At 70.9% G+C, this 25,145-nt stretch carries 27 protein-coding genes and 1 riboswitch; of the genes, 13 read left to right on the top strand and 14 right to left on the bottom strand.

The window, feature by feature from the left end:
* Positions 1-21: 21 nt before the first annotated feature.
* Positions 22-591 carry a hypothetical protein gene (locus ACWC2T_RS27810; protein ID WP_450673088.1) on the top strand — a complete coding sequence of 190 codons (570 nt, stop codon included), beginning with the start codon at positions 22-24 and terminating at the stop codon, positions 589-591.
* Between the two features lie 43 nt (positions 592-634).
* Here ACWC2T_RS27810 and ACWC2T_RS27805 read toward each other — a convergent pair whose 3' ends face one another.
* Together ACWC2T_RS27805 and ACWC2T_RS27800 are read right to left on the bottom strand one after the other, a co-directional pair.
* Complete coding sequence (locus ACWC2T_RS27805; RefSeq protein WP_450673087.1) at positions 635-1,759, bottom strand: NADH:flavin oxidoreductase; 1,125 nt, start codon at positions 1,757-1,759, stop codon at positions 635-637.
* A 114-nt stretch (positions 1,760-1,873) separates the two neighbouring features.
* Complete coding sequence (locus ACWC2T_RS27800) at positions 1,874-2,293, bottom strand: hypothetical protein (protein WP_450673086.1); 420 nt, start codon at positions 2,291-2,293, stop codon at positions 1,874-1,876.
* A 115-nt stretch (positions 2,294-2,408) separates the two neighbouring features.
* On the opposite strand from ACWC2T_RS27800, the gene ACWC2T_RS27795 reads away from it, so the two are divergent.
* From ACWC2T_RS27795 to ACWC2T_RS27780, 4 genes are all read left to right on the top strand, one after another.
* Positions 2,409-3,248 (top strand): helix-turn-helix domain-containing protein, encoded by an 840-nt coding sequence (locus tag ACWC2T_RS27795; protein ID WP_450673085.1) that lies wholly within the window; start codon positions 2,409-2,411, stop codon positions 3,246-3,248.
* Positions 3,232-3,432: a DUF397 domain-containing protein gene (locus ACWC2T_RS27790; protein ID WP_450673084.1), complete on the top strand. Its 201-nt coding sequence runs from the start codon at positions 3,232-3,234 to the stop codon at positions 3,430-3,432. The genes ACWC2T_RS27795 and ACWC2T_RS27790 overlap by 17 nt, the downstream gene beginning before the upstream one ends.
* Positions 3,433-3,621: 189 nt before the next feature.
* Positions 3,622-4,512: a hypothetical protein gene (locus ACWC2T_RS27785; RefSeq protein WP_450673083.1), complete on the top strand. Its 891-nt coding sequence runs from the start codon at positions 3,622-3,624 to the stop codon at positions 4,510-4,512.
* Positions 4,513-4,571: 59 nt separating this feature from the next.
* Complete coding sequence (locus ACWC2T_RS27780) at positions 4,572-5,243, top strand: Uma2 family endonuclease (protein ID WP_450673082.1); 672 nt, start codon at positions 4,572-4,574, stop codon at positions 5,241-5,243.
* 90 nt (positions 5,244-5,333) lie between these two features.
* Here the strand turns inward: ACWC2T_RS27780 and groL are convergent, their stop codons facing one another.
* The 4 genes from groL to thrC all read right to left on the bottom strand — a co-directional run bounded on the left by groL (position 5,334) and on the right by thrC (position 9,534).
* A complete protein-coding gene (gene groL, locus ACWC2T_RS27775) occupies positions 5,334-6,956 on the bottom strand; it encodes a chaperonin GroEL (RefSeq protein WP_450673081.1) in 1,623 nt (540 codons plus the stop codon).
* Positions 6,957-7,339: 383 nt separating this feature from the next.
* Positions 7,340-7,546 carry a cold-shock protein gene (locus tag ACWC2T_RS27770; RefSeq protein WP_019057200.1) on the bottom strand — a complete coding sequence of 69 codons (207 nt, stop codon included), beginning with the start codon at positions 7,544-7,546 and terminating at the stop codon, positions 7,340-7,342.
* Positions 7,547-7,978: 432 nt separating this feature from the next.
* Positions 7,979-8,254: a MoaD/ThiS family protein gene (locus ACWC2T_RS27765; protein ID WP_061918629.1), complete on the bottom strand. Its 276-nt coding sequence runs from the start codon at positions 8,252-8,254 to the stop codon at positions 7,979-7,981.
* On the bottom strand, positions 8,251-9,534 hold the full coding sequence (thrC, locus tag ACWC2T_RS27760; RefSeq protein WP_450673080.1) for a threonine synthase: 1,284 nt from the start codon (positions 9,532-9,534) through the stop codon (positions 8,251-8,253). Before thrC ends, ACWC2T_RS27765 begins: the two co-directional genes overlap by 4 nt.
* 17 nt (positions 9,535-9,551) lie before the next feature.
* Positions 9,552-9,716: riboswitch (SAM riboswitch) on the bottom strand.
* A gap of 129 nt (positions 9,717-9,845) precedes the next feature.
* Between thrC and ACWC2T_RS27755 the strand changes: the two genes are divergently transcribed.
* Both ACWC2T_RS27755 and ACWC2T_RS27750 read left to right on the top strand, forming a co-directional pair.
* The gene (locus ACWC2T_RS27755) at positions 9,846-10,790 is read left to right on the top strand and encodes a glucosyl-3-phosphoglycerate synthase (RefSeq protein WP_450673079.1); all 945 of its coding nucleotides are present in this window, start codon (positions 9,846-9,848) and stop codon (positions 10,788-10,790) included.
* 73 nt (positions 10,791-10,863) lie between these two features.
* Positions 10,864-12,306, top strand: coding sequence for an alpha,alpha-trehalose-phosphate synthase (UDP-forming) (locus tag ACWC2T_RS27750; RefSeq protein ID WP_450673078.1), 1,443 nt, complete (start codon positions 10,864-10,866; stop codon positions 12,304-12,306).
* On the opposite strand, the gene otsB is transcribed toward ACWC2T_RS27750, so the two are convergent.
* The 3 genes from otsB to ACWC2T_RS27735 form a co-directional block, all read right to left on the bottom strand.
* A complete protein-coding gene (otsB, locus tag ACWC2T_RS27745) occupies positions 12,294-13,127 on the bottom strand; it encodes a trehalose-phosphatase (RefSeq protein ID WP_450673077.1) in 834 nt (277 codons plus the stop codon). The two genes, ACWC2T_RS27750 and otsB, sit on opposite strands and share 13 nt — an antisense overlap.
* Before the next feature lie 128 nt (positions 13,128-13,255).
* The gene (locus ACWC2T_RS27740; RefSeq protein ID WP_450673076.1) at positions 13,256-13,480 is read right to left on the bottom strand and encodes a DUF3263 domain-containing protein; all 225 of its coding nucleotides are present in this window, start codon (positions 13,478-13,480) and stop codon (positions 13,256-13,258) included.
* Between the two features lie 44 nt (positions 13,481-13,524).
* Positions 13,525-14,775 carry an extracellular solute-binding protein gene (locus tag ACWC2T_RS27735; protein ID WP_450673075.1) on the bottom strand — a complete coding sequence of 417 codons (1,251 nt, stop codon included), beginning with the start codon at positions 14,773-14,775 and terminating at the stop codon, positions 13,525-13,527.
* Positions 14,776-14,928: 153 nt separating this feature from the next.
* Between ACWC2T_RS27735 and ACWC2T_RS27730 the strand changes: the two genes are divergently transcribed.
* The 3 genes from ACWC2T_RS27730 to ACWC2T_RS27720 all read left to right on the top strand — a co-directional run bounded on the left by ACWC2T_RS27730 (position 14,929) and on the right by ACWC2T_RS27720 (position 18,162).
* Positions 14,929-15,954 carry an ROK family protein gene (locus ACWC2T_RS27730; RefSeq protein WP_450673100.1) on the top strand — a complete coding sequence of 342 codons (1,026 nt, stop codon included), beginning with the start codon at positions 14,929-14,931 and terminating at the stop codon, positions 15,952-15,954.
* Positions 15,954-17,099: an N-acetylglucosamine-6-phosphate deacetylase gene (nagA, locus tag ACWC2T_RS27725; RefSeq protein WP_450673074.1), complete on the top strand. Its 1,146-nt coding sequence runs from the start codon at positions 15,954-15,956 to the stop codon at positions 17,097-17,099. Before ACWC2T_RS27730 ends, nagA begins: the two co-directional genes overlap by 1 nt.
* A 133-nt stretch (positions 17,100-17,232) precedes the next feature.
* On the top strand, positions 17,233-18,162 hold the full coding sequence (locus tag ACWC2T_RS27720) for a 1-phosphofructokinase family hexose kinase (RefSeq protein WP_450673073.1): 930 nt from the start codon (positions 17,233-17,235) through the stop codon (positions 18,160-18,162).
* Positions 18,163-18,188: 26 nt separating this feature from the next.
* On the opposite strand, the gene ACWC2T_RS27715 is transcribed toward ACWC2T_RS27720, so the two are convergent.
* The 3 genes from ACWC2T_RS27715 to cdgB all read right to left on the bottom strand — a co-directional run bounded on the left by ACWC2T_RS27715 (position 18,189) and on the right by cdgB (position 21,268).
* Positions 18,189-18,467 (bottom strand): hypothetical protein, encoded by a 279-nt coding sequence (locus ACWC2T_RS27715; protein ID WP_450673072.1) that lies wholly within the window; start codon positions 18,465-18,467, stop codon positions 18,189-18,191.
* 101 nt (positions 18,468-18,568) lie between these two features.
* Positions 18,569-19,498, bottom strand: a complete 930-nt coding sequence (locus tag ACWC2T_RS27710) for a carbohydrate-binding protein (RefSeq protein WP_450673071.1) — start codon at positions 19,496-19,498, stop codon at positions 18,569-18,571.
* Between the two features lie 117 nt (positions 19,499-19,615).
* The gene (gene cdgB, locus ACWC2T_RS27705; RefSeq protein ID WP_450673070.1) at positions 19,616-21,268 is read right to left on the bottom strand and encodes a diguanylate cyclase CdgB; all 1,653 of its coding nucleotides are present in this window, start codon (positions 21,266-21,268) and stop codon (positions 19,616-19,618) included.
* A gap of 347 nt (positions 21,269-21,615) precedes the next feature.
* Between cdgB and ACWC2T_RS27700 the strand changes: the two genes are divergently transcribed.
* Positions 21,616-22,188 carry a flavin reductase family protein gene (locus ACWC2T_RS27700; protein ID WP_450673069.1) on the top strand — a complete coding sequence of 191 codons (573 nt, stop codon included), beginning with the start codon at positions 21,616-21,618 and terminating at the stop codon, positions 22,186-22,188.
* Between the two features lie 74 nt (positions 22,189-22,262).
* Here ACWC2T_RS27700 and ACWC2T_RS27695 read toward each other — a convergent pair whose 3' ends face one another.
* Together ACWC2T_RS27695 and arfB are read right to left on the bottom strand one after the other, a co-directional pair.
* Positions 22,263-23,123, bottom strand: coding sequence for a sigma-70 family RNA polymerase sigma factor (locus ACWC2T_RS27695; protein ID WP_450673068.1), 861 nt, complete (start codon positions 23,121-23,123; stop codon positions 22,263-22,265).
* 132 nt (positions 23,124-23,255) lie between these two features.
* Positions 23,256-23,726 (bottom strand): alternative ribosome rescue aminoacyl-tRNA hydrolase ArfB, encoded by a 471-nt coding sequence (gene arfB / locus ACWC2T_RS27690; RefSeq protein WP_450673067.1) that lies wholly within the window; start codon positions 23,724-23,726, stop codon positions 23,256-23,258.
* Between the two features lie 154 nt (positions 23,727-23,880).
* Here arfB and ACWC2T_RS27685 point away from each other — a divergent pair, with 154 nt between their 5' ends.
* Both ACWC2T_RS27685 and ACWC2T_RS27680 read left to right on the top strand, forming a co-directional pair.
* Entirely contained in the window at positions 23,881-24,456 is a 576-nt protein-coding gene (locus ACWC2T_RS27685) for a TerD family protein (protein ID WP_450673066.1), read from the top strand.
* Positions 24,457-24,665: 209 nt separating this feature from the next.
* On the top strand, positions 24,666-25,142 hold the full coding sequence (locus tag ACWC2T_RS27680) for a hypothetical protein (RefSeq protein WP_450673065.1): 477 nt from the start codon (positions 24,666-24,668) through the stop codon (positions 25,140-25,142).
* Positions 25,143-25,145 lie beyond the last annotated feature (3 nt).

Raw genomic sequence — 25,145 nt, 5'->3', positions numbered from 1 at the left:
GCTCTCGTACCCTTGGGGAGCATGAACCACGTCCAGCTCGCCGCCCTGGGACGGGCCCTCCGGCTGCTCGGGGAGCACGGGGAGGCCCTGACCGCCGACACCCCGGACGCCCGGCTGCACGAGGTCAAGGTTGATCTGCGCCGGGCGCTCGACCTCGTGGAGGAGAGCGCCGGGAGCAGCGCGCCCAGCACCCGGTGCCCCGAGCATCCGCAGGGCCCCGTCGACGAGAGCGCACCCGATCTGTGTCTGCTCTGCGAGACCCGGCGCCGGGCCGCCCGGCGGTCGGAGTTCCAGGGCCGGCCCGCTCCCGCCCAGCCGGTGGCCACGGCACCCTCCCGTTACGGGGTCCGGGCCGACCGGCCCCAGCCCCAGCAGCGCTGGCTGCCGGAGGCATGGAACGGGCAGGAGTGGCAGCTGTGCGGGACGCCGAGGAGGGACCGCCGGGAGGCCGAGGCGTATCTCGCCGCCCAGCGGCGCTCGTCGCGCCCCGCGATGGCCTACCGGCTCGTGCACGAGTTCACCGACTACGAGGTGCTGCGCGTATGGGGCACCCCCACGCACATCGACATCGAGCCGATGGGCAACCTGTAGTCCCCGTCAAAGGAATCACAAGTGCCCGGCCCAGGAGGACGGTTCAGCTGAGCGTCTTCACCGCGGCCGCGTCGTACGGCTTGAGCTCGTCGAACCGGTCGGCGAGCACCTTGGCCGCCCACTCCGGGTCCTGGAGCAGCGCGCGGCCCACGGCGACCATGTCGAACTCCTCGGCCTCCAGGCGGTCGAGGAGGTTGTCGATCCCCTTGACCGGGGAGCCCTCGCCCTGGAAGGCGTTGATGAAGTCGCCGTCGAGGCCGACCGAGCCGACGGTGATGACCTGCTTGCCGGTGAGCTTCTTCGTCCAGCCGGCCAGGTTCAGGTCCGAGCCGTCGAACTCCGGCAGCCAGTAGCGGCGGGTGGAGGCATGGAAGACGTCGACGCCGGCCGCCGCCAGCGGGGTGAGGATCGCCTCCAGCTCCTCGGGGGTCTCGGCGAGGCGGGCCGTGTAGTCCTGCTGCTTCCACTGCGAGTAGCGGAAGATGACCGGGAACTCGGGGGACACCGCCGCGCGGACCGCCGCCACGATCTCCGCGGAGAACTTCGTACGGGCCACGGGGTCGCCGCCGTAGGCGTCGGTGCGGCGGTTGGTGCCCTCCCACAGGAACTGGTCGAGGAGGTAGCCGTGGGCGCCGTGCAGCTCCACGCCGTCGAAGCCGATGCGCTCGGCGTCCGCGGCGGCCCGGGCGAACGCGGCGACGACGTCGTCCAGGTCCGCTTGCGTCATGGCCTTGCCGGTGGGCTCGGCGCCCGCAGTGACCAGGCCGGAGGGGCCGACGGCGGGGGCGTCCGGGTAGGGCGCGTCGCCCTGCTTGCGGACCATGCCGATGTGCCACAGCTGCGGGACGATCGTGCCCCCGGCCGCGTGCACGTCCTCGGCGACCTTCGCCCAGCCCGCGAGCTGCTCCTCCCCGTGGAACCTCGGCACCCGGTCGCTCTGGCCCGCCGACTCGTGGCCGACGTACGTGCCCTCGGTGACGATCAGGCCGACCCCGGCGGCGGCACGGCGGGCGTAGTACGAGCGCACGTCCTCGCCGGGAACGCCGCCCGGGGAGAACATGCGGGTCATCGGCGCCATCACGATCCGGTTCGGGACGGTGAGACCGTTGAGCGCGATCGGGCGGGACAGGATCTGGGCCGCGCGGGAGGCGGGCGTCGTGGCGGTCACGTGGGGACTCCTCGTGAAGGACGGCGTTAACCGGTCGGTATGTGAACACGCATTGTTGCAACTCCTTAAGTAATCGCCTATGTGCTGCCCCACATTCCGCCCCCGGAAAAACCTTTACGTGATGCCGCTCACACTCCCCCGGTTCAGCCGCCACACCCGCCCCCGCAGCACCTCGTCCGGCGCCGCCGGTTCGACCGATTCCGGCGGACAGTCCCACTCCCGCCCGCCACCGACGGGACGCAGCTGCACCCGGCCACCCACGCGCCCCATCACCTCGCCGAGCCGCCCGCTGCGCGCGTCGACGGCGTACTCGCACGCACGGTTCAGCGCGACCGCCAGCCGCGAGGCCACACCGATGTTGCAGCGCCCCAGATCGACCAACGCGTACGGATCCTCACCCGAGACGCTCAACGGGTCGACCCGGAGGGACGGCAGGACGACGCCCACCCGGCACAGCGCCGCGCGCAGCCGCTCGACGGCTTCCTCGGCCGTCCGGGCGGGCCGGTCGTCGGCGTTCGTTTCCTTCACTTCCATTGCGCCATTTCCTCCACGCTGAGTGTTCCCTTTCACCACACAGCGTGGCCGCCCGCGGCCTAACCTGGCCAGATACGGCGTCCCAACAACGTTGTTCGTAGGACGAGGAGTTGCCATGCCGGGACCGAAGGACCTCGACCCGTCCTCATCACCACGCGCCCTGCTGGGAGCGGAGTTACGGCACGCCCGCGAGCGGAAGGGCCTGAGCCAGGAGCAGTTGGGGCAGCGGCTGTTCGTCAGCGGATCGTTCATCGGGCAACTGGAGGCGGGGACGCGGCGGATGCAGCCGGAGTACGCCCGGATGCTGGACGAGGTGCTGGAGACGGACGGCTTCTTCCAGCGGAACTGCGCGGCGGCGGCCAAGTCGAAGTACGAGGAGCACTTCGAGGCGGTGGCGGAGGCCGAGGCTCAAGCCACGGCGATCAGGGAGTACACGCCGCTCCTGATTCCCGGGCTGCTGCAGACGCGCGCGTACGCACAGGCCGTGAACCGTGCGCACGACCCCATGGCGCCCGAGGAGACCATCGAGGAGTGGACGGAAGGCCGGATGGAGCGGGTCCGTCTACTCGACAACCCAACAAAGCCGTTGTTGTGGGCTGTGCTTGACGAGGCAGCGCTGCGCCGGGAGACAGGAGGACGGGCGGTGATGGCGGAGGCCCTGCGCCATGTCGCCGCGCTGGCCTGCCGGAACCGGGTCATTGTGCAGGTGCTGCCATTCAGCTCAGGTGCGCACGCGGCGATGCAGAGTGATCTGAAGCTGATGGAGTTCGCGGACGCCCCTCCAGTGGCCTACTACGAGGGAGTAGGCACCGGGCGGATGGAGGACGACCCTGCCACCGTCGCCCATCTCAGGTTCAGGTACGACCTCCTCGTGGCCGACGCGCTCTCGCGGGACAAGTCCCTGGCCCTCATCGAGGCGTTGGCGGAGGATTACGCCCATGAGGAACACCCCTGACCCCGGCCTGAGCACGGCCATGTGGATCAAGTCGAGCTACAGCGGCGGCGGCAACAACTGCCTGGAAATCGCCCCCGGCCACCCCGCCCTCGTCCCCGTCCGCGACTCCAAGAACCCCGAGGGCCCGAACCTCCTGTTCCGGCCGGAGGCCTGGTCGGCGTTCGTCTCGGGGCTCAAGCCCTGAGCCCCGAGCCCTCTTTCCAAGGAATGGGTGGTGGGTTCAACTCACCCTCCCACCCTTCGAGTTGACCTCACGCGTTCGACTTGCCACGCACAGTCACCAGGCTTTAGCGTGCCCGCATAACGAACAACCCCCGCCAGGTGCTAGCAACACCTGCGGGGGTCTGACCAACGAGATCGGAGCATCGATCCCGTGGCTGACACCCACTTTAGCCCTGCCCCCCTGCCCGCGCACGCGACCCCGCACGCGACCCCGCACCCGATGGCCAATCCGGGCTACGGGAAGCGCTCGGCGCCGGACCAACGCCCGCGCACGAACCAGGACTTCTCGCATCTCCCGCCCCGCGACGAGGCCGTCGCCGCGTACCTCGACCGCCTCCCCGAAGGCGCCGACATCTCGGTGAAAACGCTGGCCAAGCAGCTCCCCTACGGCCAGTGCGCACTGCGGACCATCCTCAACCGCCTTCAGGCGGCGGGGCACTTGCGGCGCGGCCGGGAGCGGCTGGAGACGGACTCCGGCGGCACCCGGTGGATCACCCGATCGTGGTGGTCCCGTACCGCGCGCGACGACGCCTGGTGGGCGGCATTCACGCGGGGCGACGTACCGGAGGAGCCGGCCGAACCCTCGCCGGGCCCCACCCGGTCCCGCGCCCACATCCTGCTCGCCGCCCTGGGGCGTACGGCGCCCGCGCTGTCGCTGTCCGCCGCCGACTGTGCCGTACTCGCGCCGCTGCTCACGGAGTGGTTCGCGCGCGGGGCCGGCGACGAGGAGGTACTGCGCGCACTGACCGCGGGCCTGCCGACGCCGGTCCACAACCCGGCCGGACTGGTCCGCCGCCGCCTGGTCGACAAGGTGCCGCCGGAACCGGTCCCCCGCCCGGCGCCCCGACGGCTGCTGGAGTGCGCGGAATGCGGGCTGCCGGGGCGGCCGGAGGCACTGCCGGGGGGTGTGTGCGGTGGCTGCCGGGGCGAACGCGCCCCCGCGCACTCCCGTACGCCCCTGCCCGCTTCAGCGGTCCAAGTCCACGCAGCCGAGATCCGCGCTGCGATGTCCCTGAAACGACGAGAAAGGGCACCCGTATGACCGCTCCTACGGTCCGACGACACCACCCCGGGGCACGATGGAGGGGAGGAGGCGACGCCATGACCCCCAGTACCGCTGAACGCCCGCAGATGCCCATCGAGGACTTCGAGGAACTCGCCAGTGTGGCCCCGGAGGGCGTGCGGCTCGAATTCGTCGACGGGCGTGTCCGCACCAAGGATCCGCTCAGCGTCGAGGACTTCGAGGAACTCGCACACCGGGCGCCGGAGACCGTCCGGCTTGAGTACATCAACGGAAAGCTAGAGGTCAAGGCAATGCCGGACGGCAACCACTGCGAGATCTTCATGTGGCTGCTCTACCAGTGCATGCAACAGCGCCCCGAGCTGAATCTCGTGCCCGAACGAGGTGTCAAGACCGAGGCATACCGTAAGGGCCGCGCCATCACGGACGGCTTTCTCGTACCCAAGGGCCACCTCAAGGGACACGGCAACTGGTCCCCGGCCGACGGCGCTCTCATGGCCGTGGAGATCACCTCCCACGACCGCGACACCAACCAGCGCGACCGTATCGACAAGCCGGTCGGCTATGGAGCGGTCGACATCCCCGTCTACCTCCTCATCGACCGCGACAACAACACCGTCGTCGTCTACAGCGACCCCAAGGACGGCCGCTACCAGCAGTCCCCGTCCTACCGCTGGGGCACCACCGTCGAACTCCCGCCTCCGGTGAGCATCACCCTCGAAACCGAGGACCTCAAGGACTACGCCGACTGAGGCTCGCGAAACGCCCGAGGGCGGCACCCCCAGCCAGAAGCTGGAAGCACCGCCCTCGGTCGAAGGACAGGCGATCAACCGTCAGGTCGATCAGAAGTCCATGTCACCGCCCGGCATACCGCCGCCGGCCGGCGCGGCGGCCTTCTCCGGCTTGTCGGCGATGACGGCCTCGGTGGTGAGGAACAGCGCGGCGATGGAGGCGGCGTTCTGCAGCGCGGAACGGGTCACCTTCGCCGGGTCGATGATGCCCTCGGCGACCAGGTCGACGTACTCGCCGGTCGCGGCGTTCAGGCCGTGGCCCGGGGTCAGGTTGCGCACCTTCTCCACCACGACACCGCCCTCGAGGCCGGCGTTGACGGCGATCTGCTTCAGCGGGGCCTCGAGCGCGATGCGCACGGCGTTGGCGCCGGTCGCCTCGTCACCCTCGAGCTCCAGCTTCTCGAAGACGTTGGTGGTCTGCAGCAGGGCCACGCCACCACCGGCGACGATGCCCTCCTCGACGGCCGCCTTCGCGTTGCGGACGGCGTCCTCGATGCGGTGCTTGCGCTCCTTGAGCTCCACCTCGGTGGCGGCACCGGCCTTGATGACCGCGACACCGCCGGCGAGCTTCGCCAGGCGCTCCTGCAGCTTCTCGCGGTCGTAGTCCGAGTCGCTGTTCTCGATCTCGGCGCGGATCTGGTTGACGCGGCCGTTGACCTGCTCCGAGGAGCCGGCGCCGTCGACGATGGTGGTCTCGTCCTTGGTGATGACGACCTTGCGGGCGCGGCCCAGGAGGTCCAGGGTCGCGTTCTCCAGCTTGAGGCCGACCTCCTCGGAGATGACCTCGCCGCCCGTGAGGATGGCGATGTCGCCGAGCATGGCCTTGCGGCGGTCACCGAAGCCCGGGGCCTTGACGGCGACGGACTTGAAGGTGCCGCGGATCTTGTTGACGACCAGGGTCGACAGGGCCTCGCCCTCGACGTCCTCGGCGATGATCAGCAGCGGCTTGCCCGACTGCATGACCTTCTCCAGGAGCGGGAGCAGGTCCTTGACCGCGGAGATCTTGGAGTTGGCGATGAGGATGTACGGGTCCTCGAGCACCGCCTCCATGCGCTCCATGTCGGTCGCGAAGTAGGCGGAGATGTAGCCCTTGTCGAAGCGCATGCCCTCGGTGAGCTCGAGCTCCAGGCCGAAGGTGTTGCTCTCCTCGACGGTGATGACGCCTTCCTTGCCGACCTTGTCCATGGCCTCGGCGATCAGCTCGCCGATCTGGGTGTCGGCGGCGGAGATGGACGCGGTGGAGGCGATCTGCTCCTTGGTCTCGACGTCCTTCGCCTGCTCCAGCAGGGCGGCGGAGACGGCCTCGACGGCCTTCTCGATACCGCGCTTCAGGGCCATCGGGTTGGCGCCGGCGGCGACGTTGCGCAGGCCCTCCTTGACCAGGGCCTGGGCGAGCACGGTCGCGGTGGTCGTACCGTCACCGGCGACGTCGTCCGTCTTCTTGGCGACTTCCTTGACCAGCTCGGCGCCGATCTTCTCGTACGGGTCCTCGAGCTCGATCTCCTTGGCGATGGAGACACCATCGTTGGTGATCGTGGGGGCGCCCCACTTCTTCTCGAGGACGACGTTGCGACCCTTGGGGCCGAGCGTCACCTTGACGGCGTCCGCGAGCTGGTTCATGCCGCGCTCGAGGCCGCGCCGCGCCTCCTCGTCGAACGCGATGATCTTGGCCATGTGAAGTGGTCCCTCCAGGACTGGGGGTGATTCCTTCGGACCGCGCCCGCGCCCGCGACGGACGGCTCGCCGGCCTCGTGGTTCCTTGCCCCACCCGGCCTGCGGGCCTCACCGACCCGGTCCTTCACTGTCACTCTCACCTTCAGAGTGCTAACGCCAATGATTAGCACTCGGCATGCACGAGTGCAAGGCGCACCCGCGAAGCGGGTTCCTTGAGGGGTGGTGGTCGGGCGACGGGTGGGCGCAAGCGCCCGGGGTGTACGGCACCCGGGTCAGCCGCCCGCGAACACGGGCACGCCGGGCACGGCGAAGGGCCCGCACCCCGAGCGGGGTGCGGGCCCTTCGAAGAAACAGAAGAACGTCGCTGTCAGTCGACGCGTGCTTCAGCTGGTCGCCAGCCGGACCATGTCCGCCTGCGGGCCCTTCTGGCCCTGCGAGATCTCGAAGTCGACCCGCTGCCCCTCTTCCAGGGTGCGGTAACCGTCCATCTGGATCGCGCTGTAGTGGACGAAAACATCCGCACCACCGTCGACCGCGATGAAGCCGTACCCCTTCTCCGCGTTGAACCACTTGACGGTGCCCTGAGCCATGCCTAACTCCCCTATTACTGGCCCTTGCACAGATCCACACTTCGCGGATCCGGGTCAGACCTCACCCCCCATCGGTCGGGGGCGTGCGCCGGAACGCGTCGACCGCGGCTGAATGTATCTGTCCAACTGCCGTCTGCAACAGGTCAATCGGACGAGAATTCTGGACGGGAACGGTCCGGAATGTGGTGAGAATTCATCCGACTTCGGGGCAAGTCGGGCCTCTCAAACCGTCACAAAAGCCGCATAAAACCCGTCGACTTTGGCCGCTTCTTGTCGGGCGTCCGGCATGAATACAGGGTCCTCGACCGGTCGGCCCGTGAGCGCGTTCCCCAACTCTACCGCGCTCAATCACACAGAATTGCCCCCTCCGCTTCTCTCACGGAGGAGGCAATTCGATGAACAACGCGTAACCGAAGTTACCCAAGGTAACGATCAGCCGCCGGCAACGGCCGGAATGATGGAAACGCCGGCGCCGTCCGGGGTGGCGGTCTCAAGGCCCTGCTCGAAGCGGACGTCGTCGTCGTTGACGTAGACGTTGACGAACCGGCGCAGCTTGCCCTGGTCGTCCAGGACGCGCGCGGCGATCCCGGTGTGGTTCTTCTCCAGGTCCTCGATGACCTCGGCGAGGGTCGCGCCCTCGGCGCTGACCTCCGCCTGGCCACCGGTGTAGGTGCGCAGGATGGTGGGGATGCGAACGGTCACGCTCATGCGAGGCCAGCCTCTCGGAAGGAGTCCAGGTTCGGGCGGATGGTAGCGGTGAGGCCGGTGCCGGCCACCGCGTCCAGCGTCTTCAGGCCGTCGCCGGTGTTGAGGACCACCGTGGTCTTCGTCGGGTCCAGGACGCCGTCCTTGAGCAGCTTGCGGGTGACGCCGACGGTCACGCCGCCCGCCGTCTCCGCGAAGATGCCCTCGGTGCGGGCCAGCAGCCTGATGGCGTCGACGACCTCCTCGTCCGTCACGTCCTCCACGGCACCGCCGGTGCGGCGGGCGATGTCCAGGACGTACGGTCCGTCGGCCGGGTTGCCGATGGCGAGGGACTTGGCGATGGTGTTCGGCTTCTGGGGACGGACCACGTCGTGCCCGGCCTTGAAGGCGGTGGACACCGGCGAGCAGCCCTCGGCCTGCGCACCGAAGATCTTGTACGGCCTGTCCTCGACGAGACCGAGCTTGATCAGCTCCTGCAGACCCTTGTCGATCTTCGTGAGCTGGGAGCCGGAGGCGATCGGGACCACGATCTGGTCCGGGAGCCGCCAGCCGAGCTGCTCGCAGATCTCGTACGCCAGGGTCTTGGAGCCCTCCGCGTAGTACGGCCGCAGGTTGACGTTGACGAAGCCCCAGCCCTCGCCGGCCGGGTCGCCGATCAGCTCGGAGCAGAAGCGGTTCACGTCGTCGTAGTTGCCCTCGATGCCGACGAGGTCGCCGCCGTAGATCGCGGCCATGACGACCTTGCCCTGCTCCAGGTCGTGCGGGATGAACACGCAGGAGCGGAAGCCGGCCCTCGCCGCGGCCGCGCCGACGGCGCCGGCGAGGTTCCCGGTGGAGGAGCAGGACAGGGTGGTGAAGCCGAAGGCGCGGGCGGCCTCCAGGGCCTGGGCGACCACGCGGTCCTTGAAGGAGTGGGTCGGGTTGCCGGAGTCGTCCTTGACGAACAGGCCCCCGGTGACGCCGAGTTCGGCGGCGAGGTTGTCGGCCTTGACGAGCTTGGTCCAGCCGGGGTTCAGGTTCGGCTTGTCGGCCACGTCGGCCGGGACCGGCAGCAGCGGCGCGTACCGCCAGATGTTCGCGGGGCCGGCCTCGATACGGCGGCGCAGCTCTTCGGTGTCGTAGGCGGAGAAGTCGTAGGCGATTTCCAGCGGGCCGAAACACTCCTCGCAGGCGAACACCGGGCCGAGGGAGACGCGGTGCCCGCACTCGCGACAGCTCAGGGCCGCGGCGGGACCGAGGTCGACGGTGGAATCGGTGGAGCTTGCAACTGTCTGCACAGCCATGGAGGCGAGGCCCTTTCTCCTCATCTTCCTCACGACGCATCTCGCCGTGAGACGGATTTGGCACCTTCCCTAGCCGGGAGCCTCGCGGAGCGATCGCGCCTGTTCAGGCCGAGCTACGAGTACCGACTGGAGGGTTGCCGGGGCTTCATCGGGCCGTGTCCCTCTGCCCCTCTGGATGAGCGGTATGCGGTTGTGGACGCGCGCTGACCCCCGACATGCGATGGTCACCGGCGTTGTTCAAGACTGTAACCGAAGGCCGGGACAGTTGAGATAGTCGTCCGAACCGCGAGACACGTGAGGAGCCGCTGACTGTGCTGGAAGAAGTCGAGCGCTGGCTGGCCACCCGCTCCTGGTCCGTGACCGATCGCCCGCTGCACAAGATCCTGGCGGCCAAGCAGCGCACCGGCCAGTCGGTCTCGGTCGTGCTGCCCGCGCTCAACGAGGAGGAGACGGTCGGCGACATCGTCGCGGTCATCCGGCACGACCTCGTGGAGCAGGTTCCGCTCGTCGACGAGATCGTGGTGGTCGACTCCGGCTCCACCGACCGCACCTCCGAGGTCGCCGCCGCGGCGGGCGCGCGGGTCGTTCACCGGGACGAGATCCTGCCCCGTATCCCCTCCGTTCCCGGAAAGGGGGAGGTGCTGTGGCGCTCGCTCCTGGTGACCACCGGGGACATCGTCTGTTTCATCGACGCGGACCTGAGGGAGTTCTCCTCCGACTTCGTCTCCGGGATCGTCGGCCCGCTGCTCACCGAGCCGGGCGTGGACCTGGTCAAGGCGATGTACGACCGTCCGCTCGCCGGGTCGGCCGGTCAGGGCGGCCGGGTGACCGAGCTGATGGCCCGCCCGCTGCTGAACATGCACTGGCCGCAGCTGGCCGGATTCGTGCAGCCGCTGGGCGGCGAGTACGCGGCCCGGCGCAGCCTGCTGGAACAGCTCCCCTTCCCTGTCGGCTACGGCGTGGAGCTGGGCATGCTGGTGGACGCCCTGCACCTGGTGGGGCTGGACGCGCTGGGGCAGGTGGACGTGGGCGTGCGCAAGCACCGCCACCAGGACGGGCAGGCGCTCGGCCGGATGGCCGCGGCGATCTACCGCACGGCCCAGCTGCGGCTGGCCCGCGGCCATCTGATCCGCCCGTCCCTCACCCAGTTCGAGCGCGGCGAGGACGGTTTCGAGCCACGCACCTACTCGGTGGACACCGAGGAACGGCCGCCGATGGCGGAGATCGCCGAGTACGCCGAGCGCCGGGTGGCCTGAGTTCGTGTACGGCTGTGGCACCCCGGCGTGCCCGTACGTTTGAGCGTTTCCGGGCCGGGCTAGGTTGAGGACCATGGCTTCCACGCAGGGTGCTGCCGAGAGAGCTCAGGTGCTGGTCGCGTCCAACCGCGGCCCGGTTTCGTACACGGTGGACGACAGCAGCTCGCTGCACGCCAGGCGGGGCGGCGGCGGGCTGGTGTCCGGGCTGTCGGCCATCGGGCCGGACGCGGACTCCCTGTGGGTGTGCGCGGCGCTCGGCGACGGGGACCGGGAGGCCGTACGGCGGGCGGGCGGCGGGCTGCTGCCGGGCGAGGACGCCGGCGGGCAGCGGGTGCGGATGCTGGACATCGACGCACAGGTCCACTCGGACGCCTACAACGGCATCGCCAACTCGGTGCTCTGGTTCGTCCACCACATGCTGTACCAGACCCCGCTGGAGCCGGTCTTCGACGCGGGGTTCCGGCGGCAGTGGGCGGCCTACGAGGCCTACAACCGGGCGTTCGCCGAGGCGCTGGCCGAGGAGGCGGCCGAGGGGGCGGCGGTGCTGGTGCAGGACTACCACCTGTGCCTGGTGCCCGGGATGCTCCGCGAGCTCCGCCCCGACCTGCGGATCGGCCACTTCTCGCACACGCCCTGGGCGCCGCCGGAGTACTTCCGTGTGCTGCCCGACGACATCGCGGCCGCCCTGCTGAACGGCATCCTCGGCGCGGACCGGGCGGCGTTCCTGACCCGGCGGTGGGCGGACGCGTTCAGTGCGTGCTGTACGACGGTCCTGGGTCCCGGCAGCCTCTCGGGTACGGCGATCGGGGTGCACGGGCTCGGCGCGGACGCGGACTTCCTGCGCAAGCGGGCCCACGAGCCGGACGTGGACGAGCGGATGGCGGCGCTGCGCGAGGAGATCGGCGAGGGCCGCCGGACCGTCGTCCGCGTCGACCGCACGGAGCTGTCGAAGAACATCGTGCGCGGCCTGCTGGCGTACCGGCAGCTGCTGGAGGAGCACCCCGAGTGGCGGGAGCGGGTGGTGCATCTCGCCTTCGCTTATCCGTCGCGGCAGGACCTCGCCGTGTACCGGGACTACACGGCCGCGGTGCAGCGGGCCGCCGAGGAGATCAACTCGGTCTACGGCACGGCCGGTTGGACCCCGGTCGTGCTGCACGTCAAGGACGACTTCGCGCGCTCGCTGGCCGCCTACCGGCTCGCCGACGTGGCGCTGGTCAACCCCATCCGGGACGGCATGAACCTGGTCGCCAAGGAGGTGCCGGTCGTCTCCGACCAGGGCTGTGCGCTGGTGCTGTCCCGCGAGGCCGGGGCGTACGAGGAGCTGGGCGCCCACGCGTTCACGGTGAACCCCTACGACGTGCTTCAGACCGCGCGGGCCCTGCACGAGGCGCTGTCCCTGCCGCCGGAGGAGCGGGCGGACCGCACCAAGAGGCTGGCGGCGGCGGCCACCGCGCTTCCCCCGGCCCAGTGGTTCCTGGATCAGCTGCAGGCGCTCAGGGACCTTCAGTCCAGCTGAGCGGCGAGGGTCCGCAGCAGGCGGACGACCCCGGCGGGGCCGTCGACCACGGTGTCCGCGCGTTCCGCCAGTTCGGTGACCTCCGTGCTGCCGCTGCAGACCAGCAGGCCGGGGACGCCGTCGGAGCGGAGTTTCTCGACGGCGGCGAAGGCGGGGAGGTCGCCGAGGTCGTCGCCGGCGTAGAGGACGGACTCGGCGCCGGTCCTGCGGACGTGGTCGGCGAGCGCCACGCCCTTGTCCATGCCGGGCGGGCGCAGCTCCAGGACCAGGCGGCCCGGTTCGACGACCAGGCCGTGGCGGGCGGCGAGGTCGGTGAGGGGGCCGCGCAGGGCCTCGAACGCGGCCTGCGGGTCGTCGGCGCGGCGGGTGTGCACGGCGACCGCCCGGCCCTTCTCCTCGATCCAGGTGCCGTGCCAGGCGCCGGCGCGGTCCAGTACGCCCGGCAGCTCGGCGCGGACCGCGGCGACGCCGGGGTGCGGGGCCGGGGCGGTGACGGTGCCGGTGACCGCGTCCCAGCGTTCGGCGCCGTAGTGGCCGAGGACGGTCAGGTGCTCCAGGCCGGGGACGCCGGCGAAGCCGCCGTAGCGGACCGCGACCCCGGCGGGGCGGCCGGTGATCACGGCGACGGAGGCGACCTTCGGGGCGAGTGCGGCCAGGGCCGGTACGGCGTCGGGGTGGGCGCGGGCCTGCTCGGGGTCGGCGACGATGGGGGCGAGGGTGCCGTCGAAGTCCAGGCCGACGAGCGCCGCGCTCGGCTTGGCGAGGAGGGCGGCGAGTCCGGCCTTGCCAGCCGGGGTGACCGGGGTCGGCATAGGGTCCATACCGCGACACTATCCAGCGCGGGCCGCCGTCACGCCTGGGGCTCCGCCCCTGGACCCCGCCTCGCCCACCCACCACCCGACTCGGTCGGCTGAATGGGCGCCCAACGGGCAACCCACTCAGGTCGGCCTCAGCGCTCCGCCCGCCTGGCTTCCCGTACCCTCCGCAGGCGGTTCACCGTCACCGGGTCCGCGGCCAGTGCGCGCTCGTCGTCCAGCAGCGCGTTCAGGAGCTGGTAGTAGCGGACCGGGGACAGGCCCAGTTCCTCGCGTATCGCTCGTTCCTTGGCGCCGGGGCCGGGGAAGCCGCGGCGCTCCAGCGCGAGGATGGCCTGTTCGCGGGGGGCGAGTTCCATGGGAGTCACCGTAGCGCCGGGCACCGACAGCCGGCCCCCGCCGTTCAGTTCTTGGCGCTGCTGTCCGCCGCCGTCGCCGTCGACTGGAGGCGGGTCAGGACGGCGGCGGGGTCGCCGCCGGGGGCGAGCGCCTGGCCGATGTTCCGCTTCACGGCGGCGCTGACCGTCGCCCAGGAGGTCTTGCCGACGGGGTACAGCTCGGAGGTGGGCAGCTCGTCGAGGAAGGGGTGCAGGGCCTTGTCGGGGGCGGCGTCCGACTGGCTCATGGCGTTGGAGGCGGAGCCGGTGACCGGCAGCAGGCCGTACTCGCGGGAGAAGTCGAGGACGTTCTTCTCGCTGTAGACGAAGTTGAGGAAGCCGCCGATCTGGTCGCGGTGCCCGTTCTGCTTGAAGGCCATCATCCAGTCGGCGACGCCCATGGAGGCCCTGGCCCGGCCGGTCGGCCCCGGCATCGGCACCATGCCGAACTTCACGCCCTTCTTCTCGGCCTGCTGGATCAGCGTGGGATGCCCGTTGAGCATGCCGACCTGGCCGTCGGCGAAGGCGGCGAAGGCGGTCGCGCGGTTGAGGCTGCCGGGCGCGACCGGCCCGGTCAGGCCCTTGTCGACCAGGTCGTTCTTGAGCCAGCTGAAGGTCTGGACGTTCTGCGCGGAGTCGATGGTGTAGGTGCCGACGTCGTCGGTGTAGCCGGTGCCGCCGTTGCCCGCGCTGCTGCCGCTGAGCAGCCACTGCATGGTCTCGGCCTGGGCCTCCTCGGGGCCGAGCGGCAGCGCGAAGGGGTACTTCACGCCCTTGTCCTTGAGCGCCTTGGCATCGGCGGCCAGCTCGTCCCAGGTGGTGGGCGGGTTGATGCCGGCCTTGGCGAACAGGGTCTTGTTGTAGAAGAGCACGCGCGTGGAGGCGGCGAAGGGGATGCCGTACTGCGTGTGGTTCCACTGCCCGGCCTCGGAGAGCTGGGAGAGGAAGTCGGCCTGGGTGGGGATGGAGAGCAGGTCGGAGGCCGGGTAGAGCTTGCCTGCGGCCGCGTAGTCGGCGTAGGCGCCGATCTGGGCCAGGTCGGGGGCGTGGCCGGCGGCGACCATGTCCTTGACCTTGGCGTCGACGTCGTTCCAGGAGTACACGCTGACGTCGATCTTCACCCCCGGGTGCTGGGACTCGTACTCCTTGACCAGGGTGTCCCAGTACTTCTGGGAGCTGTTGGCGGGAGAGTCGCCGTAGTCGGCGGCGACGAGTCTCAGGGTCACGTCGGAGGAGCCCGTGCTTCCGCAGCCTCCCAAGATGAGTGTCATGCCCATGGCAGACGCTACCGCGACCAATCCTGCCGTACCCCGACGCACCCTCAACGCCCCAACCCTGCTGTCTGACCGTTCAATATATGGACACATAAGGTCTACACCACGTGAGTGGACTAGACCTCTCGCGGGTAGGGGGCCACACTAGGGCCCGTGGTGAGACATGTCATCGCCCTGGACGTGGGCGGTACCGGGATGAAGGCCGCCCTCGTCGGCGACGACGGCGAGCTGCTGCACCGCGCCCGCCGCGCCACCGGACGCGAGCGCGGGCCGGACGCGGTGGTGGCGACGATCCTCGACTTCGCCGCCGAGCTGCACGCGTACGGCGCGGAGCACCACGGCGAGGCCGCCTCCGCCGCCGGCATCGCCGTCCCCGGCATCGTCGACGAGGAGCGGGGCATCGCCGCCTACGCCGCCAACCTCGGCTGGCGCGACGTACCGCTGCGCGCGCTGCTCGCCGAGCGGCTCGGCATCCCCGTCGCGCTGGGCCACGACGTGCGCACCGGCGGCCTCGCCGAGGGCCGGATCGGTGCGGGCAGGGGCGCCGACCGGTTCCTGTTCGTGCCGCTGGGCACCGGGATCGCGGGCGCCATCGGCATCGACGGCCGCGTGGAGGCGGGCGCGCACGGCTTCGCGGGCGAGATCGGCCATGTCGTCGTACGGCCCGGCGGGCTCCCCTGCCCCTGCGGGCAGCACGGCTGCCTGGAGCGGTACGCCTCCGCCTCCGCCGTCAGCGAGGCCTGGGCGGCGGCCTGCGGGGACCCGGACGCGGACGCCGCCGACTGCGGCAAGGCCGTCGCGTCCGGTGACCCGAACGCCGTCCGGGTCTGGCAGGAGGCGGTCGACGCGCTCGCCGACGGCCTGGTCACCGCCCTCACCCTGCTGGACCCACGCACCCTGATCATCGGTGGCGGTCTCGCCGAGGCGGGGGAAGTGTTGTTCCAGCCGCTGCGTGAGGCCGTGCAGCGGCGGGTCACCTTCCAGAAACTGCCGGCCATCGTGCCCGCCGCACTCGGTGACACGGCCGGCTGCCTCGGCGCGGGGCTGCTCGCCCGCGACCTGCTCACCCCCGGCCCGCTCGACTCCACCGACCCGCTCGACTCCGCAGATCCGCCCGACTCCCCCAATCCGCCCGACTCCGCCGACCCCGACTCCACCGACCCCTCGGAGGTAACCGCCTGATGGCTCCCAGCTTGGTTCTCGCAGGTGCTCGGGTGGTGCTGCCCACCGGGGTGGTGGACGACGAGCGCGTGGTCGTCGAGGGTACGAAGATCGCGGCCGCCGCTCCCGCGAACGCCGACGTGGTCGACCTGACCGGACACTGGCTGGTCCCGGGGTTCGTCGACATCCACAACCACGGCGGCGGCGGGGCCTCCTTCTCCGGCACCCCAGACCAGATCATGACGGCCATCCGCACCCATCGCGCGCACGGCACCACCACCCTCGTCGCCTCCACCGTCACCGACGAGATGGACCTGCTGGTCCGCCAGGCGGGGCTGCTGAGCGAGCTGGCCGAGCAGGGCGAGATCGCCGGCATCCACTTCGAGGGGCCGTTCATCTCGCCGTGCCGCAAGGGCGCGCACTCCGAGGCGCTGCTGCGCGACCCGGACCCGGCCGAGGTCCGCAAGCTGATCGACGCGGCGCGCGGCAGGGCGACGATGGTCACCCTCGCGACCGAGCTGCCGGGCGGCATCGACTCCGTACGGCTGCTCGCCGAGCACGGCGTCATCGCGGCGATCGGGCACACGGACGCCACGTACGAGCAGACGGTCCAGGCCATCGACGCGGGCGCCACGGTCGCCACCCACCTGTTCAACGCCATGCCGGCCCTGAACCACCGGGCGCCGGGCCCCGTCGCCGCCCTGCTGGAGGACGAGCGGGTCACGGTCGAGCTGATCAACGACGGCACGCATCTGCACCCCGCCGCCCTGGAGCTGGCCTTCCACCACGCGGGCGCCTCCCGCGTGGCCTTCATCACGGACGCGATGGACGCGGCCGGTATCGGCGACGGCCGTTACATGCTCGGCCCGCTTCAGGTCGAGGTGAGCGAGGGCGTGGCCCGGCTGGTGGAGGGCGGCTCGATCGCGGGCTCCACGCTGACGCTGGACCGCGCGTTCCAGCGGGCGGTGACCGTCGACGGGCTGTCGGTCGAGGACGCCGTACAGGCCCTGTCCGTCAACCCGGCCCGCCTCCTCGGCCTCTTCGACCGCATCGGCTCGCTGGAGCCGGGCAAGGACGCCGATCTGCTGGTGCTGGACGCGGACTTCGGGCTCAAGGGCGTGATGCGGCGGGGCGAGTGGGTGGCGATCCCGCCACAACTGGCCTGATCTGCCCGTCTTTTCCCGCGCCGGCGGCCGACTCGTGACTGGGCCGGCCGCCGTCTGTTTGGCATGATCGGGCCCCGGAAAACGATGACAGGCGCGATGGCAGCCGCACGGACTTCGAGGGAGGCCGGCCGGGGTGATCCTCACGGTCACGCTGAACACCGCTCTCGACCTGACCTATCGGGTACGGTCGCTGCGGCCGCACGCCTCGCACCGGGTCTCGGAGGTCATCGAGCGGCCCGGCGGCAAGGGCGTGAACGTGGCCCGGGTGCTGACGGCGCTCGGGCACGAGGTGACGGTCACGGGGCTCGCGGGCGGCGGGACCGGACGGGCGATACGCGACCGGCTGGCCGAGATCCCCGGCCTGACGGACGCGCTGGTCCCGGTCGCCGGGGCGAGTCGGCGCACGATAGCCGTCGTGGACGAACTCTCGGGCGACACCACTCAGTTGAACGAGCCGGGCCCGCAGATCGCACCCGCCGAATGGGGCGCCTTCCTCGACCGTTACGAGGAGTTGCTGGCCGGCGCCTCGGCGGTGGCCCTGTGCGGCAGCCTGCCGCCGGGAGTACCGGTGGGGGCGTACGCGAACCTGGTCCGCGCGGCCCGGTCCGCCGGGGTCCCCGTCCTGCTGGACACGAGCGGCGAACCCCTGCGCCGCGGGGTGGCCGCCCGCCCCGACCTCATCAAGCCGAACGCCGACGAACTGGCCGAACTCACCGGCTCCCACGAGCCGTTGCGCGCCACCCAGGACGCGCGCCGCCGCGGCGCCCACGCGGTCGTCGCCTCCCTCGGCCCCGCCGGCCTGCTCGCCGCCACCCCCGAGGGCCACTGGCGGGCCACCCCGCCCACCCGCCTGCACGGCAACCCGACCGGCGCGGGCGACTCGGCGGTGGCGGGCCTGCTGTCGGCACTCGTGGAACGCCTGCCGTGGCCGGACCGCCTGGCCCGCGCGGTCGCCCTGTCGGCGGCGACGGTGGTGGCCCCGGCGGCGGGCGAGTTCGATCAGTCGGTGTACGAGGGGCTGCTGAGGGGGATTTCGGTGACGGGGGAAGTCAGCGCGGCGTGATCACGCCCCCGCCGGGGACGCGGACCTCACCGGGCCCCTTTCGCGGGACCGACACGGTCGAAGAGTTCACCCGCGATGGTGTTGAGCAGACCTTCTTCCGCCTCGTCATCGGCGGACTCCCTGTTCTCGCCGGCCTTCTTGTCGGCATGAGGCTCGGACTGCGTGGCCGACTCCCCGATGCCGGGGGCGGGCTTGTCGATACCGGGAGTGGGCTTCGCAACGGCGGCCGAGGCACCGGTCATTCCGATCGTGGCGAGCAGGACAGGTGCGGCGATCGCGACGGCCAGGACTCTACGCACACGCATGGTTTCCACCTCGTCTGGGACACAGGTCAACGTCACCGCGAAGCTATCCAGGCAGTCATTCCGAATAACCGCTCACCGCACCAACCACTCGTACGGCCGAGCTAACCGTTCCGCGTGTGCTGGCCCTGCTGGAGCCAGAGCTGGTCGATCAGTGCATTGCACTGATCGCCGGCCCCGCAGGAGATCGAGATCGTGTTGGAGCCCTTGTTGAGGGTGGGCCACACGTAGGTCGTCGTCCAGCCGTGGACGAAGTCGCCGTTCTGGGCGTGCGCGTAGTTCTTCAGCGGCAGCCCCGGGGAGAATGGCTTGCCGTTGATGCTGACCGACATATGTTGGTCCTGGCCGGGCACACTGAAGTGCGCGAACAGGGTGTAGACGCCGTCCGAGGGAACGTTGTCGACGGTCCAGGTGATCGAGGCACCGGCCTGGTTCAGGCCGCCCACATAGGACCCGTCGGAGGTCTGCGCACCCTTGACGTCCGTGGCCTTCGCGGCTCCGCCGGCCAGCTGGAGGGCAGCCGCATCGGTCTGCAGCTTCCCGCTCGCCGCCGAGCTGCTGCTCGACGGGCTCGGAGCCTGGCTCTGGGACTGGGTCGGGGTCGAGCCCGCCTCGTTGCCGGTCTTCTTGTCGTCGGGGCCGCTGAGCATCGACACGCCGATTCCTATGACGACCGCGGCGACCACCGCGATCGCGCCGATCAGCAGGCCCTTGGTGTTCGGGCCGCGGCGGCCCGGCGCGGGCGGCGCGGACCGGGGGCTGCTCGGCGGGGCGCCGCCGGGGAGGGTCTCGGGGGCCTGGTAGTGGGCGGTCGGCTGGCCGTAGCCACCCGGCTGCTGCGGCACGGTCGGCTGGCCGTACGGCGCCTGCTGCTGGCCGTACTGGCGCTCGCCGACCGCCCGCACCCTGCTGACCGAGTTCGGGTAGCCGTAACCGCCGGACGGCGGCTGGGCCCCTCTGGCCTGGCCGTCGGCATACAGATAGCCGAACGGGTCGTCCTCGGGCGTGCTCGGGCCGTTTTCGCCGGGCGTCATCCCTTGGTCTCCTCAGCGGGTGCGGGTGGATGCGGTACAGGTCTGGAATGGCGAGCCTACCCGCTCCGGCTGGCCCAAACAGGTGACTCGCGCCGCATCAACTCGCTGACCTGCAGATCACCCGGCGCGTCGGTGCTGTTTGGGACGAGATCGTTTCTCTACGTACATACGCTCGTCGGCTGACTTCAACACTTCGTCCGCAGTCATGCCGCAGTGTGCCCACCCGATACCGAAGCTCGCGCCCACCCGGACGGCCCGGCCCTCGGCCCGGATCGGCTGGATGATCTCGTTGCGCAGCCGTACGGCGAGGTCCTGGGCGTCGGCCCGGCCGAGGCCGTCGGCGAGGATCACGAACTCGTCGCCGCCGAGCCGGGCGACCGTGTCGCCGTCCCGCACACCTCTGCTGAGGCGGCGGGCGACCTCGATGAGCACCGCGTCGCCCGCGTTGTGCCCGAAGCGGTCGTTGATCGACTTGAAGCCGTCGAGGTCGCAGAAGAGGACCGCGAGGCCCTTGGTTCCGTCGTCCCGGCCGTCCTCGGGGGCGACGGTGTGGACGTGGTGGTCGAAGGTGTCGTACGCCTCGGCGCCCGGCCGGAAGTCGAAGCCGTGGGCCACCACGGTGGCGTCGAAGGCGGGGTGGCCGTAGGCCGCGTCCAGGGACTCCAGCTCGTGGGCCGGGCGCCGGCACAGCCGCGCGGACAGCCGGGAGCGCAGCTCGGCGGAGTTCGGCAGGCCGGTGAGCGAGTCGTGGGAGGCGCGGTGGGCGAGCTGCAGCTCGCGGCGCTTGCGTTCCTCTATGTCCTCGACGTGGGTGAGGAGGAAACGGGGGCCGTCGGCGGCGTCGGCGACGACGGAGTTGCGCAGGGACACCCAGACGTAGGTGCCGTCGCGGCGGCCCAGGCGGAGTTCCGCGCGGCCGCCCTCCGCCGAGGTCCGCAGCAGCGTGCCGATGTCCTCGGGGTGCACCAGGTCGGAGAAGGAGTAGCGGCGCATCGCGGACGCGGGGCGGCCCAGCAGGCGGCACAGGGCGTCGTTGGTGCGCAGGATGCGGCCGTGCTGGTCGCCGCCCATCTCGGCGATGGCCATGCCGGAGGGGGCGTACTCGAAGGCCTGCCTGAAGCTTTCCTCACTCGCCCGCAGGGCCTGCTGCTCGCGCTCCAGGCGGACCAGTGCCCGTTGCATATTCGCGCGTAGACGCGCGTTGCTGATGGCGATGGCGGCCTGGAAGGCGTACATCTGCAGGGCCTCGCGGCCCCAGGCGCCGGGGTGGCGGCCGTTGCGCGGCCGGTCGACGGAGATGACCCCGAGCAGCTCACCGCAGGAGCCGCCCTGCACGCCCGGGGTGTACATGGGGGCGAAGAGGCGGTCGGAGGGGTGCCACTCGTCCTCGAAACGGGGTGCGGGGCCGTCCGTGTACCACTGGGGGACGTCGTCGTCGTCGAGGACCCAGCCCTCGGTGTGCGGTATGAAGACCAGGTCGCCCCAGCGCTCGCCCATGTTCAGCCGCCGGTCCCAGGACTCGCGGGAGCCGACCCGGCCGGTGATCAGGGCCTCGGCGGCGGAGTTGCCGGAGAAAGCGGCCACGACGAGATCGCCGTCGGGGCGTACGAGGTTCACGCACGCCATCTCGTACCCGAGGGCGCCCACGACGCCGTCGGCGACGGTCTGCAGTGTGTCCGCCAGGCTGCGTGCCGTGTTCATGTCGGCCATGACCTGGTGCAGCTGTCGCAGGGACGCAAGACGGACATACGGCTCCGACTCGGTCTCCATGCTCGCCCTCCCCCCGAGACCTCGCAGCGAATCAAGGGTTGTCTTCGGCGCTACTTAAGGGTGCCTCTTACGGTGCGTTCCAGTTTCCCAGCCACTGAATCACAGCGCGCTGCCCACTCGGTACACAGGGTCAACAATTCCTGGCCCTTGTGACTCAAGTCACAGATGAACATGAACAATTGAGTGGAGTTTCTGCGTTTTCTCCGCGCGTTTACTGAACGCAAGGTTTAGGGGTCGGTTCACATGACGCGCAGGGCGAACCTCCGCTGGTCCTCCGCTGGTCCTAGGACCCGGCTCGGCCGGAGGCCCGATGCGGTCCGTGCGGGGCGGAGACTAGCGTTTCCGGCGTGCTGAAGACTCCCTCACCCACCGCTCTCGCCGCTTCCGGGCATGCTGAGGGGGTGAGCAACGACGAGTTCCGGGCCGCGATGTCCCGACTGGCCGCCGGAGTGGTCCTGGTGACCGCGCAGGAGCCGCCGCTGGACCCGGACGACCCGGGCGCGCCGGGCACGGAGGACGTCGGCATGACCGCCACCGCGTTTGTGTCCGTCTCCCTCGACCCGCCGTTGGTCCTGGTCAGCCTGCGTACGGGCGCCCGCATGGACGACCTGCTCGACGAACAGCCCCTGTGGGCGGTGTCGGTCCTCACCGAGAGCCAGCGGCACATCGCGGGCCGCTTCGCCATGAAGGGCCGCATCAGCGACCGTCTGCTCTTCGAGGACATCCCCTACGTCCGTGGCGAGGCCACCGGCGCCCCACTGGTGGGCGGCGCGCTGGCCACGCTGGAGTGCCGCACCGAACAGCGGGTGACGGCCGGCGACCACACCCTCGTCATCGGCCGCGTCCTGACCGCCCACGTCCCGAGCGCGGAGGGCGGCCCGCTGCTGTACTTCCGGGGGCGGTACCGGCAGTTGGGGTGAGCCCGATATTGCGTCGCCGCGGCGGCACCGAGGGGGGCGGGACGGTGGCGGTGCTGAAGCTGTGACCGGCGCGGCTACACCGGCTCGATGGTCAGCTCGGACAGGTCCTCCGGGTTCGTCACGACGTCGATGGACGTGATGTGGTCGGCGACGAAGGTGAACGTCAGGACGCGCTCGACGCGACCGTCGGCGTACACCACCAGCCCCGTCGCCCCGTCGACCAGCGCGGGACGCGCCACGCGGGCCAGATGGGCGAAGCGCTTCGCGCCGGAGGCGACCCGCACGGCGCCGGCGGTGACACCGGTCTCGCCGCGCGCCACCACGTCCGGGTCGAGCACCTCCAGCAGGCCGTCGAAGTCCCCCTCCCGCGCGGCCGCCAGGAACGCGTCGACCACCTCGCGCTGCCGCGCCAGGTCGGCCTCCGGCGCATCGGCGCCCCGCACCCGGCGCCGCGCCCGGCTGGCCAGCTGCCGGGCCGCGGCCGGGCTGCGCCCGAGGATCCCGCCGACCTCCTCGAACGGCACCCCGAACAGATCGTGCAGCACGAACGCCAGCCGCTCGGCCGGCGACAGGGTGTCGAGGACGACCAACAGCGCCACCCCGACCGAGTCCGCGAGCACCGCGTCCTGCGCGGGGTCCGGCTCGGCGGAGGCGCCGGGACGCCAGGTGTCCAGGGGCTCCTCGCCCCGCGAGCGCCGGGAGCGGAGCATGTCGAGGCAGACCCGTCCGACCACGGTCGTCAGCCAGCCCCCGAGATTGGCCACCTCACGCGTGTCGGACCGGCTCAGCCGGAACCACGCCTCCTGCACCGCGTCCTCGGCCTCCGCGGCCGAGCCCAGCATCCGGTAGGCGACGGCCCGCAGATGCCCCCGGTACGCCTCGAACCGCTCGGCGAGAAACGCGTCGTCGCGGTGCTGCTGTTCGTTGTCGCTCATCGGGGTGCCCGGCCTCTCCGTCGCCCTGGTTGGTCCGCTACCTCACTGACGAACGGCAGGCCCCGGATGTGACGGCCCGGCGGCACCCGGCAGACCGTGCGGGTGACGGGCGCCGTCCCGCGCCCGCCGGGCTCACGCCCAGTCCCGGCCCGAGCGGCCCCGCTTCCGCTCCGAGCGCTGCTTCTTCTCCCGCAGCCGGCGTTCGTTGATACCGCGCGGGATCCGGGTCGGTCTGCGCGGCTTGGGCGGGGGCGCGCTGGCCTCCGCGAGGAGGGCGGCGAGGCGTACGGCGGCGGCCTCGCGGTTGCGCCACTGCGAGCGGTGCTCGGAGGCCCGTACGGTCACCACGCCGTCGACGAGGCGGCCCGCGAGCCGCTGCAGTGCCCGCTCCTTCCAGACCGGGGGCAGCGCCTCCGTACGGGCAAGGTCGAAGCGCAGCTCCGCCTGCGTGTCACTGGTGTTGACGTGCTGTCCGCCGGGCCCGGACGACCTGGAGAAACGCCACATCAGCTCGGCCTCGGGGAGGGAGACGGAGCCACGGATACGGAGTTCTCTGGGGGCTCCGCCCCCAGACCCCCGGGAAGGACCGGACATGGAGTCCATGTTCCCGGTCCTGCCCGGCCGTCGTCACCTGGATTTCCGCTCGGTAAAAAAGGTAAAGGGATCCGGAACCACCGGGACCCCCCTCGACGTTCTTCCCGGTGACGGTAGCTTCAACGGCACTGCACCACACATGTCCAAGGAAGGGACTCCCAACATGGCTGTAAGCCTGTCCAAGGGTGGCAACGTCTCGCTCACCAAGGAGGCTCCGGGCCTGACCGCCGTCACCGTGGGCCTCGGCTGGGACGTCCGCACCACCACCGGCACGGACTTCGACCTGGACGCCTCCGCCATCGCGGTCAACGCCCAGGGCAAGGTCTACTCGGACGCGCACTTCGTCTTCTTCAACAACAAGCAGACCCCGGACAACACCATCGTCCACACCGGCGACAACCGCACCGGCGAGGGCGAGGGCGACGACGAGGCGATCAACGTCAACCTGGCCGCGCTCCCGGCCGACATCGACAAGGTCGTCTTCCCGGTCTCCATCTACGACGCCGAGAACCGCGGCCAGAACTTCGGCCAGGTCCGCAACGCCTACATCCGCATCGTCAACCAGGCCGGCGGCGCCGAGATCGCCCGCTACGACCTCTCCGAGGACGCCGCCACCGAGACGGCCATGGTCTTCGGCGAGCTGTACCGCAACGGCGCGGAGTGGAAGTTCCGCGCGGTGGGCCAGGGTTACGCCTCGGGCCTGGTCGGCATCGCCAAGGACTTCGGCGTCAACGTCTGACGGACGCTGCCGGACGCTGCGCTGAGCGGGGGCCGTTGCCGAAGTTCCCTGTACTGGGCCGGCCCCCCTGCCCGTCCGCCCTCCCGGAAAACCCTCTGCCGCCAACGCCCCGCAGGGGTAGCTTGCCTTCGTGATCACCGATGCACCCGGACCGGAGTGGCCGCCCCGGCTCGCGGGACTGCTGGACATGTGGGAGGGCTGAGCGGGCGGTGGAGTGGACGACACTGGCCGGGACCGGACTCGGCGCCGTGGTCGGGGTCGGCTCGACGCTGCTCGCCGACCGGGTGCGATGGCGGCGCGAGACCGATGAGCGGGACCGGCGCGAGCGGCGGGACCTCTACGTCACCTGCCTGACCAAGTACCGACTGGCCTACGAGGCCATGCACACGGCCGCGGCCGCCCACCGGGACGGTCCGGCCGGCCGGCGGGACGCCGCCGTGCGGGAGGCGTTCCGCGACTCGGGCTGCGACGAGGTCCGGGAGAACCTGCTGATCTGCGCGCCGGAGGAGATGACGGCCGTCGTCGAGGAGGTGTACGCCTCGCTGCGGGAGTTGCTGGAGGTGTTCGCCGCGGGTGATCCGGCGCTGGACACAGCGCAGTTCCAGGAGCACCGGCTCAGGCACGCGCAGGCCGTGTGGGCGGCACGGACGGCGATGCGGGAGGCGCTGGAGCGGGGAGGCCGGTAGCCG

The sequence above is a fragment of the Streptomyces sp. NPDC001393 genome, assembly GCF_053597455.1.
The sequence above is the reverse complement of the archived record's forward strand: the minus strand, read 5'-3'. Positions and strand labels throughout refer to the sequence as shown.

What these genes read in the sequence shown, in the direction of transcription:
- ACWC2T_RS27790 (WP_450673084.1), top strand. Translation starts at nt 3,232, where the DNA reads ATGAGGAACACCCCTGACCCCGGCCTGAGCACGGCCATGTGGATCAAG.
- ACWC2T_RS27795 (WP_450673085.1), top strand. Translation starts at nt 2,409, where the DNA reads ATGCCGGGACCGAAGGACCTCGACCCGTCCTCATCACCACGCGCCCTG.
- ACWC2T_RS27740 (WP_450673076.1), bottom strand. Translation starts at nt 13,480, where the DNA reads ATGGAACTCGCCCCCCGCGAACAGGCCATCCTCGCGCTGGAGCGCCGC.
- ACWC2T_RS27695 (WP_450673068.1), bottom strand. Translation starts at nt 23,123, where the DNA reads ATGAGCGACAACGAACAGCAGCACCGCGACGACGCGTTTCTCGCCGAG.
- ACWC2T_RS27770 (WP_019057200.1), bottom strand. Translation starts at nt 7,546, where the DNA reads ATGGCTCAGGGCACCGTCAAGTGGTTCAACGCGGAGAAGGGGTACGGC.
- ACWC2T_RS27810 (WP_450673088.1), top strand. Translation starts at nt 22, where the DNA reads ATGAACCACGTCCAGCTCGCCGCCCTGGGACGGGCCCTCCGGCTGCTC.
- ACWC2T_RS27765 (WP_061918629.1), bottom strand. Translation starts at nt 8,254, where the DNA reads ATGAGCGTGACCGTTCGCATCCCCACCATCCTGCGCACCTACACCGGT.
- ACWC2T_RS27710 (WP_450673071.1), bottom strand. Translation starts at nt 19,498, where the DNA reads ATGACGCCCGGCGAAAACGGCCCGAGCACGCCCGAGGACGACCCGTTC.
- ACWC2T_RS27800 (WP_450673086.1), bottom strand. Translation starts at nt 2,293, where the DNA reads ATGGAAGTGAAGGAAACGAACGCCGACGACCGGCCCGCCCGGACGGCC.
- thrC (WP_450673080.1), bottom strand. Translation starts at nt 9,534, where the DNA reads ATGGCTGTGCAGACAGTTGCAAGCTCCACCGATTCCACCGTCGACCTC.
- arfB (WP_450673067.1), bottom strand. Translation starts at nt 23,726, where the DNA reads ATGGACTCCATGTCCGGTCCTTCCCGGGGGTCTGGGGGCGGAGCCCCC.
- cdgB (WP_450673070.1), bottom strand. Translation starts at nt 21,268, where the DNA reads ATGGAGACCGAGTCGGAGCCGTATGTCCGTCTTGCGTCCCTGCGACAG.
- ACWC2T_RS27715 (WP_450673072.1), bottom strand. Translation starts at nt 18,467, where the DNA reads ATGCGTGTGCGTAGAGTCCTGGCCGTCGCGATCGCCGCACCTGTCCTG.
- ACWC2T_RS27685 (WP_450673066.1), top strand. Translation starts at nt 23,881, where the DNA reads ATGGCTGTAAGCCTGTCCAAGGGTGGCAACGTCTCGCTCACCAAGGAG.
- groL (WP_450673081.1), bottom strand. Translation starts at nt 6,956, where the DNA reads ATGGCCAAGATCATCGCGTTCGACGAGGAGGCGCGGCGCGGCCTCGAG.
- ACWC2T_RS27750 (WP_450673078.1), top strand. Translation starts at nt 10,864, where the DNA reads ATGGCTTCCACGCAGGGTGCTGCCGAGAGAGCTCAGGTGCTGGTCGCG.
- otsB (WP_450673077.1), bottom strand. Translation starts at nt 13,127, where the DNA reads ATGGACCCTATGCCGACCCCGGTCACCCCGGCTGGCAAGGCCGGACTC.
- nagA (WP_450673074.1), top strand. Translation starts at nt 15,954, where the DNA reads ATGGCTCCCAGCTTGGTTCTCGCAGGTGCTCGGGTGGTGCTGCCCACC.
- ACWC2T_RS27780 (WP_450673082.1), top strand. Translation starts at nt 4,572, where the DNA reads ATGACCCCCAGTACCGCTGAACGCCCGCAGATGCCCATCGAGGACTTC.
- ACWC2T_RS27735 (WP_450673075.1), bottom strand. Translation starts at nt 14,775, where the DNA reads ATGGGCATGACACTCATCTTGGGAGGCTGCGGAAGCACGGGCTCCTCC.